This window comes from Pseudomonas sp. P1_C12 (assembly GCF_056406435.1).
The window spans coordinates 144,764-155,778 of the sequence record NZ_JBFUAE010000016.1 but is presented as its reverse complement, the minus strand read 5'-3'; the positions used below and the strand labels follow the sequence as shown (position 1 = coordinate 155,778).

Genomic DNA, 11,015 nt, shown 5'->3' with positions numbered 1-11,015 from the left:
AAGATGTCGATGAACCCGTTCTGCGAAATCGCCGTGGAAGAAGCCGTACGCCTGAAAGAGAAGGGTGTTGCGACTGAAATCGTCGTCGTCTCCGTAGGCCCGTCCACCGCTCAAGAGCAACTGCGCACCGCGCTGGCTCTGGGTGCCGACCGCGCCATCCTCGTCGAGTCCGCCGAAGACCTGACTTCCCTGGCTGTTGCCAAACTGTTGAAAGCTGTTGTCGACAAGGAACAGCCTCAGCTGGTGATCCTTGGCAAACAGGCCATCGACAGCGACAACAACCAGACTGGCCAGATGCTCGCTGCATTGAGCGGCTACGGTCAGGGCACGTTCGCTTCGAAAGTCGAAATCAGCGGCGACAGCGTCGCTGTTACCCGTGAAGTCGACGGCGGCGCGCAGACGGTTTCCCTGAAATTGCCGGCCATCGTCACCACCGACCTGCGTTTGAACGAGCCGCGCTACGCGTCTCTGCCAAACATCATGAAAGCCAAGAAGAAGCCTCTCGAAGTGCTGACTCCGGATGCTTTGGGCGTTTCCACCGCCTCCACTAACAAGACCCTGAAAGTCGAAGCGCCGGCTGCACGCAGCGCGGGTATCAAGGTCAAGTCGGTGGCTGAACTGGTCGAGAAACTGAAAAACGAAGCGAAGGTAATCTAAATGACTATCTTGGTTATTGCTGAACACGACAACAAAGTGCTGGCTCCGGCCACGCTGAACACCGTTGCTGCTGCCGCCAAAATCGGTGGTGACATCCACGTTCTGGTCGCTGGCCAGGGTGCTGGCGCCGTGGCTGAAGCCGCTGCGAAAGTCGCTGGCGTGGCTAAAGTGCTGGTAGCTGATAACGCTGCCTACGCTCACCAGCTGCCGGAAAACGTTGCTCCGCTGGTTGCAGAGTTGGGCAAGGGCTACAGCCACATCCTGGCTGCCGCTACTTCCAACGGCAAAAACATCCTGCCACGCGTTGCCGCTGCACTGGACGTTGACCAGATCTCCGAGATCATCTCGGTAGAAAGCGCCGACACCTTCAAGCGTCCGATCTATGCCGGTAACGCCATCGCTACCGTTCAATCGAACGCTGCGGTCAAAGTGATCACCGTGCGTGCCACCGGTTTCGACCCGGTAGCTGCTGAAGGTGGCTCCGCTGCCGTTGAAGCCGTTGCTGCTGCCCACGACGCTGGCATCTCCAGCTTCGTTGGCGAAGAGCTGGCCAAGTCCGATCGTCCGGAACTGACCGCTGCCAAGATCGTCGTTTCCGGCGGGCGCGGCATGCAGAACGGCGACAACTTCAAACACCTGTACGCCCTGGCCGACAAGCTCGGCGCTGCTGTCGGTGCTTCACGCGCCGCGGTCGACGCAGGTTTTGTTCCGAACGACATGCAGGTCGGTCAGACCGGCAAGATCGTTGCTCCACAGCTGTACATCGCCGTCGGTATCTCCGGCGCGATCCAGCACCTGGCCGGCATGAAAGACTCCAAAGTGATCGTTGCGATCAACAAGGACGAAGAAGCGCCGATCTTCCAGGTGGCCGATTATGGCCTGGTGGCAGACCTGTTCGAAGCCATCCCTGAGTTCGAGAAGCTGGTCTAATCCGGCTGCTTCACTTATAAAGAGCCCGGCCTTTTGGCCGGGTTTTTTTTTGCTCTTCTGTAGGAGCGAGCTTGCTCGCGATGGACTCAAATGCGCCGCGTTTTTCCAGAATGAACGCGTCATCGTTAACGTTCATCGCGAGCAAGCTCGCTCCTACAAGGGGCATAACCGGGTATGAGTGGAGTGTGTAGCCATGGATCTGCGCCTTGTGTGGAGTTTGCTGGGATTGACGCTATTGCCCGCGCTGTCTTTCGCCGCAGGCAAATGCGAACGCCTGGTGGTGACTGGTAGCCCGGACGCGCCACCGTATCTGTGGCAAGACCCGCGGAATCCCGAACACCTGATCGGTGCCAGCGCCGATTTGCTGCAGCAAGTGGCGGGGGAGTTGGGGCTCAAGGTCGAACTGCTGTATGCCGGCAAACGCGCCCAGGCCCTGGACGAAGTGCGCAGCGGGCGCATGGACATGCTGGCGGACGCGACGTTGACCGTCAGTGAGCTGGATTCCCTGGATTACATCCATCCACCCGTGCTGGAAAACGACTATCTGGTCTGGACGCGCAAGGACTCGACGCTGGTCTACAACGAAGCACAGGACCTGCACGGCCATTCCGGTGCCGTGTCGGAAAAGGCTCGATTGACTCCGCAATTCAGCACCTTTGCCGGACAGCAGTTAACCCTCACGCACACGTCCAACCTGACCCAGGCCTTTCAGAAACTGCTGTTGGGCGAGGTCGAGTTTGTGCTGGCAGGACGTTACTCGGGCATGGCGACCGCACAGACACTGGGCATGGCCGGTGATTTGGTCACTCGCTCGCAACCGGTCGACAAGCCTGGCCTGTACCTGGCGATTTCCCATGACTCGGCCTGCAACGATCCGTGGTTGCGCGGACAGTTGGCCAAAAAGATGACAGAATTGCCCGCGTTCGGACTGACGGAAGCCGTGCTGATGCGCAATATCGAGCGTTGGAAGGCACAACGCTCACAACCGCAGCAACCCTCGCAACAACCCGTCAGTGCCCCAAAACAGTAGGGATATCTAGTGAGTATTCGACCTCTTTTCGCTGCCGTGGCCTTTGTGGTCCTGGCGGGTTGTGCAACCGATCCTGCGCCGAATGAACAGATGCGCCTGACCGAACAGGCACTCGAACAGGCCAAGGCCGTGGGCGCCACCGCCGACGATGTGCCGGAAATGAAACTGGCCGAGGACAAGTACAATCGTGCCAAGGGCAATATGACCGATCAATCCTTCAAGAATGCGCGGATGCGGGCCGAACAGGCCGAACTCGATGCGCGCCTGGCTGAAGCCAAGGTGTTGAAGGCCAAGAGCGAGGAGCAGTTGAACGTGCTGAACACCCGCATCGCCCGCCTGCAAAAGCAACTGGGAGATGCCGAATGAGCCTCAAGAGCAAAGCCCTCGGCGGTTTGATCCTGGCAGGCTGCGCGAGCCTGTCTGGTTGCGCCAGCCAGCACAGCGAGACCGCATTGCAGCAGGCTGGAGCCGATTTTCAGAAGGTCAAGGAAGACTCCAATGTGCTGCGAATCGCCCCCAAGGACGTGATTCGCGCCGGGGAGTCCCTGGCCCGTGCCGATCGCCTGTCCAGCTATTGGGGTAGCGGTTCGGACGTGGTGCATTACGCCTACCTGAGCCAGCGCTATAGCGCCATTGCCCGGGAACACACCGATCAGGCGCTCAACGAAGAGCAAGCGGCGAAGCTTGAACTGGAGCGGCAGCGCCTGCAACTGGCACTGCGTGAATCCAAACTGTTCAGCGTGCAGCAGCAAGGCAAATGGCTCGAAGAGCAGATCCTGGCATTGACGACCACCCAGACCGACCGTGGCCTGGTGATGACATTGGGTGACATGCTGTTCGACACCGGCGAAGCGGAATTGAAACCTTCGGCCAACCGTGTGGTGTTGAAGATCGTGCAGTTCCTGCAACTCAATCCCAAGCGTGTGGTACGGATCGAAGGTTATACGGACAGTACCGGGGGCAAGCAGGAAAACCTCAAGCTGTCCCGCGACCGCGCACAATCGGTGGCTGATGTGTTGATGGACCTGGGCATCGACGACAAGCGTATTCAGGTCGAGGGTTATGGCGACGAGTATCCCGTGGACGCGAATGCGTCGGAACGGGGCCGTGCGCAGAACCGTCGGGTGGAAATTGTGTTTTCCGACGAAAAGGGCCAGCTCGGCGCTGCCCGCTAAGGCTGCTCCAGGGTTGCGCTATGCACCCTGGAGGAGCTGCGGAGTGAAACGAGGCTGCGATCTGTTGATCTTGCTCTTGATACTCAAGTGAACTCGAAAAGATCGCAGCCTCGTTTCACTCGACAGCTCCTACAGTCCTACAGCCCGGCCTGCCATGCAGCGCCGGGTTTTTTTATACCTGCCGATTACCGCGCAAAACAGTACAGATTTTGCTGACACTGCACTGTATGGTCGACTATTGTGGCAACTGTCCCCGTACACTTCTAAACTGTTCCGGTATTGTTTCACACAAGAATAAAATGCCCGTGAAATCGAGTGCTGCGTCATGACCAATCTTTTGCTCTATCAACGTATTGCTCAACAACTGGCCGAAGACATCCGCCGTGGGGTCTATCAGCCGGGGGAGCGCGTACCTTCGGTGCGCAAGATGAGCTCGCAGCTCAATGTCAGCCATGCGACGGTGTTGCAGGCGTATGCCAATCTCGAGGATCAGGGGTTGATCCGCGCCCGGCCGCAGTCGGGTTACTACGTGCACCAGACGCCGGCCCTCACCGCACCGACGCCGGACATCGCCCGGGTCGAGCGCCCCGGCCTGGTCACCCGCAGTAGCATCATTCAACAAGTCCTGGTCGAATCCCGTCGTGAAGGTGTCTTCCCGCTGGGCGCTGCAGTGCCGAGTGTCGATTATTTGCCGGTGCGGGCACTGCATCAGCAATTGGCCAAAGTCACCCGTTTCCATAGTCCGCGGGCCTTCAGCTACATGTTCAGCCCCGGTTTCGAACCGTTGCGCCGACAGGTGGCGATCCGCATGCGCGATGCCGGCGTGGTGGTCGATCCGTCGGAAGTGGTGATCACCCACGGTTGCGTCGATGCGCTGCAGATGTCCTTGCGTGTGCTGACCCGTCCGGGCGATCTGATCGCGGCCGAATCGCCGACTTATTACGGGTTGCTGCAACTGGCCGACCTGTTGGGCCTCAAGGTCATCGAGATCCCCAGCGATCCGGCCACGGGCATGAGCCTGGAAGCCCTGCAACTGGCGGCCAACCAATGGTCGATCAAGGCGTTGGTGTTGACCACCCGTCTGAGCAATCCATTGGGCGGCACCATGCCGGAGGAGCGGCAGAAACAATTGCTGCGCCTGGCGTCGGACTTCGATATCCAGATTGTCGAAGACGATATCTACGGTGAGCTGATGTTCGAACAGGGGCGCACCAAGTCCCTCAAGGCCTACGATCGGCTGGATCGGGTGATCTATTGCTCGAGCTTCTCTAAAACCCTGTCGCCTGGCGTGCGGATCGGCTGGATGATTGCCGGCAAGTATCAGCAGGAAATCCAGCGCTTGCAGACCTTCAGCACGCATTCTGCGTGCAGCGTGACCCAGATGGGCATTGCCGCTTACCTGGAAAATGGTGGGTACGACCGGCATTTGCGCTTCATCCGTCAGGAATACCGGAAAAACCTCAGCGCCTTCCAACTGGCCGTGCAGCAGTATTTCCCGGAAGGCACGCAGATGACCCGGCCTACCGGTGGCTTCATTCTGTGGGTCAGTCTGCCGGGACGGGTCAACACTCAGGAGTTGCACGTGCGGGCATTGCAGCAGGGCATCAGTATTGCGCCGGGGCTGATCTTCAGTAACACCGAGCAGTTCAATCACTGCATTCGCCTCAATTGCGGCATCCCGTGGAATCGTGAAGCCGAGCGCGCGTTGATGACCCTGGGCATGCTGGCCACCCAGCTCTGCCAGGAGATGGCGGGCGGTTTGTAACAGGCTGCTACGGTGCTTGTCTTGTGGGCTGCAACAGGGGAGCATATGCACCTCTGCCGTTTGCACCCACCGTGGGATACATGAAACCGACTTTTCCTGCCGCCTGGCTTTTGCTCTGCCTGATTGCGAGTATTCAGCCGGCATTCGTCGTAGCGGCTACCGAGCAGGATCAGGAGGCCACCGGCAGTTTCCACGTCGCACCGATAAAACCCGAACCTGTGAAAAAAGCCTCGCCGGCCGAGAAACCGGCGACGCCCGTGAAAAAGCGCCAGCCCATTGCCTCCAAATCGAAACCGGCCAGCGAAGTTGTCAAGACCGAGCTTCCATCCGCCAAGTTGGACCTGAGCCTGCCCAAGGATATGGTTCAGGAGCTGAAGCCGATCGGAACGGTGCCGTTGTCCAGGCGCGAACCATTGTTACCCCAGATGTTCGGTGACAAAAGCGGCAGCAGCCCGTTCCAGCTCAACGGCCGCCTGCTCACCAATGAAATGCAGCTGCAACTGCGAAAGGAAGAACGCCGCGAGGTCGAAGGTGCGGCGCTGGATTTCGAGTTCAAGCAGTAACCTCACCAGGATCCGCGAACCGCAGACCAGACGCTTTGTCGGCGACTGGTCGGTCATGTTCGTTTGCATTGAAAAACCCGCTCGCAGGTAATTTAAAACAACTGTTTAAGCGGGTACTCTGTGCCCCGTCCTTTTACACATTGCTCGTCGCGAGGAGCTTGTCGTCATGAAATGCCGTGAGGGCTGTGGCGCTTGTTGCATTGCCCCTTCCATCAGTTCACCGATTCCCGGTATGCCCAACGGCAAAGCCGCAGGGGAGCGTTGCCTGCAACTTTCCTCCGATAACCTGTGCAATATTTTCGGCCAGCCGGAACGGCCGGCGGTGTGTTCTGCCTTCGAGGCCGACCCCGAGATGTGCGGAGGCAGCAGTGAAGAAGCGATCCGGTTGATTGGCTGGTGGGAGCAAATGACGGCGGCGTGATGTGTGGGCTTGCACCTCCGATCACCTCCGAAAAACCTGAAGGTGATCGGAGGTGCAAGCCCAACGAACGTAACTTAAACAATAAGGAATAAGACTATGGGTTCGCTGCATCGTATTGCTGTGCTGTGTGGTTTGACGGTTGTGCTGGCCACTTCGACGGCCCAGGCCGAAGACTGGAAAGTCAAAAAAGACGAAGACGGCATCAAGATCTCCCTGAGTGAAGTGGCCGGCTCCGACTACAAGGCCTACCAGGGCGTCACGCTGATGAAAACCACCATAGCCAAGCTGCGCGCGTTGCAGGAAGACGTGTCCGGAGCCTGCGCCTGGATTCACGAATGCAAAACCCAGAAGCTGCTCAAGCACGAAGGTGACCAGAGCTGGACCTACACTCAGTTCAACACCCCGTGGCCGGTTACTCCGCGTGATTCGGTGCTGCACGTCACCACCATCGAAGGCGCCGATGGCAGCCTGACCCGCAAGCTCGAAGGCGTACCAAAATACATTCCTGAAGAAAAAGGCTTCGTCCGGGTCGCCAAGGTCGACGGTTTCTGGAAGTTCGTGCCCAAGGGCGACCAGGTCGAAGTGACCTATCAGGTGCACACCGAGCCGGGCGGCAGCGTGCCGTCGATGGTGGCCAACAAGTTTGTGGTGGATGCCCCGTTCAATACCTTGAAAGCCCTCAAGGAACGCGCCGAGAAGTAACTTTATCGCTCTTTTAAGGTGACTTCGTAACGCCCCGACTCGATCGGGGCGTTTGCGTTTTTGACCGGTGCGCAGGCTTTAAATTGTTTCCGGATATGCGTTGCACGAAATTTTCAGCCACTCTCCAAGACAATTCGCCGGCTCTCCCGTAACGCGCTGCGTACTGCTGAATGCAGGATGAAACAGTCGGGATGAGGGTAGTAATCAATGGCAATGCAGCCGTTGATCGTGCAACATTTGCGCACCGCGCAAACCCCCAGGCCTTGTACGGGCCGAAAAGAGGGCAAGGCGCAGCTGTATTTTTGAAACTTTAACTTCCAATGGGTCCTAAAACGACATGGCAATCCCGGACGCCCTGAATCAGCAGCGAGCCTCTAGTAGTCGCCTGCTGCAACCGACCGTCAAATCGCATCTGGCCTACACGCTGTTGTGTGCCCTGGTCATGATGGTCATGTTCAGCCTGCTGCGCGTCGCGCTGCTGGTTTACAACCGCTCGATGATCCTCGACACACCGGCCTCGACCTTTCTCGAGGCATTCGCCAACGGTCTGCGTTTCGACCTGCGTCTGGTGGTCTATCTCAGCATTCCCTTGCTGCTGGCACTGTTCAGCGCCCGGGCCATGGCCGCACGCGGGCTGTTCCGTCTCTGGTTGACGATCGTCTCCAGCATTGCGCTGTTCCTGGGCCTGATGGAGATGGACTTCTACCGTGAGTTCCACCAGCGCCTCAACGGCCTGGTCTTCCAGTACGTCAAGGAAGATCCGAAAACCGTGATGAGCATGCTCTGGTACGGTTTCCCGGTGGTTCGTTACCTGCTGGCATGGGCCGTGGGCACCTGGATCCTGAGCCTGGCATTCAAGGGCGCCGACCGTGCAACCCGTCCCCGTGGCCCATTCAGTGGTGGTAGCATCGGCACGCGCCAGGTTGCCCCGTGGTATGCGCGCATCGCGGTGTTCGTGGTTTGCTTGCTGATCTGCGTGGTCGCCGCTCGTGGCACCCTGCGTCAGGGCCCGCCATTACGTTGGGGTGACGTGTACACCACCAACTCGATTTTCGCTAACCAGTTGGGCCTCAACGGTACCCTGCAATTGGTGGCTGCTGCCAAGAGCCGGATGTCCGAAGAGCGCGACAACATCTGGAAAGCCACCTTGCCGCAAGAGCAGGCCCAGCAGATCGTGCGTGACATGCTGGTGCTGCCGGACGAAAAACTGGTCGAGACCGACATTGCCGCCGTACGCCGTGATTACACGCCGCCGGCCGACAAGACGCTGCCGATCAAGAACGTTGTCGTGATCCTGATGGAAAGCATGGCCGGTCACTCGGTGGGTGCTTTGGGCGGGCCGGACAACATCACGCCGTACCTCGACAAACTGTCGAAGGAAGGCCTGCTGTTCGACCGCTTCTTCTCCAACGGTACTCATACCCACCAGGGCATGTTTGCCACCATGGGTTGCTTCCCGAACCTGCCGGGTTTCGAATACCTGATGCAGACCCCGGAAGGCAGCCACAAGCTGTCTGGCCTGCCGCAGTTGCTCAGTGCCCGTCACTATGACGACGTGTATGTCTACAACGGTGATTTCGCCTGGGACAACCAGTCGGGTTTCTTCAGCAACCAGGGCATGACCAACTTCATCGGCCGTAACGACTTCGTTAACCCGGTGTTCTCCGACCCTACATGGGGCGTGTCCGACCAGGATATGTTCGATCGCAGCCTGCAAGAGCTCAAGGCACGTGAAAACGGCAAACCGTTCTATGCCTTGCTGCAAACCCTGTCCAACCACACGCCTTACGCCTTGCCGACGCCATTGCCGGTCGAGCCCGTGACCAATCGCGGCAGCCTGAACGAGCACTTGACCGCCATGCGTTACGCGGACTGGGCGCTGGGCCAGTTCTTTGAAAAGGCCCGCAAGGAGCCGTACTTCAAGGAAACCCTGTTCGTCATTGTCGGTGACCACGGTTTCGGCAACGAACAGCAGATCACTGAAATGGACCTGGGCCGCTTCAACGTGCCGATGTTGATGATCGCGCCGGGCATCCAGGAGAAGTTCGGTCAGCGTGACCACACCGTGGGCACCCAGATCGACATCGTGCCGACCATCATGGGCCGCCTGGGCGGCGAAACTCGCCAGCAGTGCTGGGGCCGCGACCTGCTCAACCTGCCTGAAGGCGACAAGGGTTTTGGTGTGATCAAACCTTCGGGTAACGAGCAGACCACGGCCATCCTCAGCGACGACCGGATCCTTGTACTGCCGAAGGAAAAGGACATGGCGCCAAAGTTGTACCAGTACGAAATGGGCGCTACGCCGCATGCCGAGATCATTGCGGATGCACCGGGTACCGCTGAGTTGAAGCTCAAGCTCGAAGCGTTCCTGCAAACCGCGACCAAGAGTCTGCTGGACAACACCGCCGGTGTAGTTCACGGCACGCCGCAGTAAGTTGTGACGCAATGGAAAAGAGGCTCTTCAAGAGCCTCTTTTTTTTGCCTGGCGGATTTTTATATTCGGCCGAGCAAGAGCAGGATCAACAGTACCACCAACACGACGCCGATGATTCCGGATGGGCCATAACCCCAACTTCTGGAGTGTGGGAAGACCGGCAAACCACCGACCAGTAAAAGGATCAGAATGATGATTAGTATTGTGCCCATGTCTATTTCCTTGTCGAAAATGCAGTGAATTGACCATGCCAATCAAGGTCAGCGGGAATGAAGTAAATTCGCGCTGCTTAAATATTCCGACTCTTGCGCTTGCAGGAAAATTCCAGGTTTTTTTCAAGTATTTCGAACGGGTCTTTATCTTTTTTTGTTGCATCAGTTACTTCAGGCGCTCCCGCGGTTTGCTCGGGCCATTCAGCAATCTGATGGAGCGTGGGTCGGGCAATTTCCTTCGCTACACTCGGTGCATCTTCCGAGAACAACAAGGCTGTTTGCTATGCAAAATCGCATGATGATCACTGGTGCAGGCTCTGGTCTGGGTCGTGAAATCGCGCTGCGCTGGGCGCGTGAAGGCTGGCAACTGGCCTTGTCGGACGTCAGCGAGCCCGGTTTGCAGGAAACCTTCAAGCTGGTCCGCGAAGCGGGCGGCGATGGTTTTATCCAGCGTTGTGACGTACGCGATTACAGCCAGTTGACGGCGTTCGCCCAGGCCTGCGAAGTCAAATTCGGCGGCATCGATGTCATCGTCAATAACGCGGGTGTGGCGTCTGGCGGGTTCTTCAGTGAGTTGTCCCTGGAGGACTGGGACTGGCAGATCGCGATCAACCTGATGGGCGTGGTCAAGGGCTGCAAGGCTTTCCTGCCGCTGCTGGAAAAAAGCAAAGGCAAGATCATCAACATCGCGTCCATGGCCGCGTTGATGCAAGGCCCGGCGATGAGCAACTACAACGTGGCCAAGGCGGGCGTGGTGGCGTTGTCCGAAAGCCTGCTGATCGAACTGGCGCATCAGGAAGTCGGCGTGCATGTGGTGTGTCCATCGTTCTTCCAGACCAACCTGCTGGACTCCTTCCGCGGTCCGACCCCGGCCATGAAAGCCCAGGTCGGCAAGTTGCTGGAAAGTTCGCCGATCAGCGCCGTTGACATCGCCGACTACATCTACCGGCAGGTCGCCGCCGGCGAGTTCATGATCCTGCCCCACGAACAGGGCCGCATGGCCTGGGCGCTCAAGCAGAAGAACCCACAACTGCTCTACAACGAAATGACCGTCATGGCCGACAAAATGCGCGCCAAGGCCAGGCAATCGGCAAGCTGATCTTGCTCGCAGGCAACGCTGTGGTTA

13 protein-coding genes are annotated in these 11,015 nt (G+C 58.4%); 11 read left to right on the top strand and 2 right to left on the bottom strand.

Annotation, left to right across the window (positions count from 1 at the left end):
• Window positions 1-657: electron transfer flavoprotein subunit beta/FixA family protein (locus tag AC1D19_RS24230; RefSeq protein WP_477764771.1), on the top strand; the 657-nt coding region annotated here is incomplete at its 5' end.
• On the top strand, window positions 658-1,587 hold the full coding sequence (locus AC1D19_RS24225; RefSeq protein WP_223534377.1) for an electron transfer flavoprotein subunit alpha/FixB family protein: 930 nt from the start codon (window positions 658-660) through the stop codon (window positions 1,585-1,587). It abuts the gene before it with no gap.
• 10 nt (window positions 1,588-1,597) lie between these two features.
• Here the strand turns inward: AC1D19_RS24225 and AC1D19_RS24220 are convergent, their stop codons facing one another.
• Window positions 1,598-1,732 (bottom strand): hypothetical protein, encoded by a 135-nt coding sequence (locus tag AC1D19_RS24220; protein WP_477764770.1) that lies wholly within the window; start codon window positions 1,730-1,732, stop codon window positions 1,598-1,600.
• A 48-nt stretch (window positions 1,733-1,780) separates the two neighbouring features.
• Between AC1D19_RS24220 and AC1D19_RS24215 the strand changes: the two genes are divergently transcribed.
• The 8 genes from AC1D19_RS24215 to AC1D19_RS24180 all read left to right on the top strand — a co-directional run bounded on the left by AC1D19_RS24215 (window position 1,781) and on the right by AC1D19_RS24180 (window position 9,677).
• A complete protein-coding gene (locus AC1D19_RS24215; protein WP_477764769.1) occupies window positions 1,781-2,617 on the top strand; it encodes a substrate-binding periplasmic protein in 837 nt (278 codons plus the stop codon).
• Window positions 2,618-2,626: 9 nt separating this feature from the next.
• Window positions 2,627-2,983, top strand: coding sequence for a DUF4398 domain-containing protein (locus AC1D19_RS24210; protein WP_108215383.1), 357 nt, complete (start codon window positions 2,627-2,629; stop codon window positions 2,981-2,983).
• Complete coding sequence (locus AC1D19_RS24205; protein ID WP_477759902.1) at window positions 2,980-3,792, top strand: OmpA family protein; 813 nt, start codon at window positions 2,980-2,982, stop codon at window positions 3,790-3,792. Before AC1D19_RS24210 ends, AC1D19_RS24205 begins: the two co-directional genes overlap by 4 nt.
• A gap of 325 nt (window positions 3,793-4,117) precedes the next feature.
• On the top strand, window positions 4,118-5,557 hold the full coding sequence (locus AC1D19_RS24200; protein WP_008050371.1) for an aminotransferase-like domain-containing protein: 1,440 nt from the start codon (window positions 4,118-4,120) through the stop codon (window positions 5,555-5,557).
• A gap of 80 nt (window positions 5,558-5,637) precedes the next feature.
• Window positions 5,638-6,120 carry a translation initiation factor 2 gene (locus AC1D19_RS24195; RefSeq protein WP_477753719.1) on the top strand — a complete coding sequence of 161 codons (483 nt, stop codon included), beginning with the start codon at window positions 5,638-5,640 and terminating at the stop codon, window positions 6,118-6,120.
• Between the two features lie 166 nt (window positions 6,121-6,286).
• On the top strand, window positions 6,287-6,541 hold the full coding sequence (locus AC1D19_RS24190) for a YkgJ family cysteine cluster protein (protein ID WP_477764768.1): 255 nt from the start codon (window positions 6,287-6,289) through the stop codon (window positions 6,539-6,541).
• A gap of 96 nt (window positions 6,542-6,637) precedes the next feature.
• Complete coding sequence (locus AC1D19_RS24185) at window positions 6,638-7,243, top strand: START domain-containing protein (RefSeq protein ID WP_477759901.1); 606 nt, start codon at window positions 6,638-6,640, stop codon at window positions 7,241-7,243.
• 337 nt (window positions 7,244-7,580) lie between these two features.
• Window positions 7,581-9,677: an LTA synthase family protein gene (locus tag AC1D19_RS24180; protein ID WP_477764767.1), complete on the top strand. Its 2,097-nt coding sequence runs from the start codon at window positions 7,581-7,583 to the stop codon at window positions 9,675-9,677.
• Between the two features lie 59 nt (window positions 9,678-9,736).
• Here the strand turns inward: AC1D19_RS24180 and AC1D19_RS24175 are convergent, their stop codons facing one another.
• On the bottom strand, window positions 9,737-9,895 hold the full coding sequence (locus tag AC1D19_RS24175; protein ID WP_477754914.1) for a DUF3309 family protein: 159 nt from the start codon (window positions 9,893-9,895) through the stop codon (window positions 9,737-9,739).
• Between the two features lie 277 nt (window positions 9,896-10,172).
• On the opposite strand from AC1D19_RS24175, the gene AC1D19_RS24170 reads away from it, so the two are divergent.
• Window positions 10,173-10,988 carry an SDR family oxidoreductase gene (locus AC1D19_RS24170; RefSeq protein ID WP_477764766.1) on the top strand — a complete coding sequence of 272 codons (816 nt, stop codon included), beginning with the start codon at window positions 10,173-10,175 and terminating at the stop codon, window positions 10,986-10,988.
• The last annotated feature ends 27 nt before the right edge of the window (window positions 10,989-11,015 follow it).

What these genes read in the sequence shown, in the direction of transcription:
- AC1D19_RS24170 (WP_477764766.1), top strand. Translation starts at nt 10,173, where the DNA reads ATGCAAAATCGCATGATGATCACTGGTGCAGGCTCTGGTCTGGGTCGT.
- AC1D19_RS24200 (WP_008050371.1), top strand. Translation starts at nt 4,118, where the DNA reads ATGACCAATCTTTTGCTCTATCAACGTATTGCTCAACAACTGGCCGAA.
- AC1D19_RS24215 (WP_477764769.1), top strand. Translation starts at nt 1,781, where the DNA reads ATGGATCTGCGCCTTGTGTGGAGTTTGCTGGGATTGACGCTATTGCCC.
- AC1D19_RS24190 (WP_477764768.1), top strand. Translation starts at nt 6,287, where the DNA reads ATGAAATGCCGTGAGGGCTGTGGCGCTTGTTGCATTGCCCCTTCCATC.
- AC1D19_RS24185 (WP_477759901.1), top strand. Translation starts at nt 6,638, where the DNA reads ATGGGTTCGCTGCATCGTATTGCTGTGCTGTGTGGTTTGACGGTTGTG.
- AC1D19_RS24180 (WP_477764767.1), top strand. Translation starts at nt 7,581, where the DNA reads ATGGCAATCCCGGACGCCCTGAATCAGCAGCGAGCCTCTAGTAGTCGC.
- AC1D19_RS24195 (WP_477753719.1), top strand. Translation starts at nt 5,638, where the DNA reads ATGAAACCGACTTTTCCTGCCGCCTGGCTTTTGCTCTGCCTGATTGCG.
- AC1D19_RS24205 (WP_477759902.1), top strand. Translation starts at nt 2,980, where the DNA reads ATGAGCCTCAAGAGCAAAGCCCTCGGCGGTTTGATCCTGGCAGGCTGC.
- AC1D19_RS24225 (WP_223534377.1), top strand. Translation starts at nt 658, where the DNA reads ATGACTATCTTGGTTATTGCTGAACACGACAACAAAGTGCTGGCTCCG.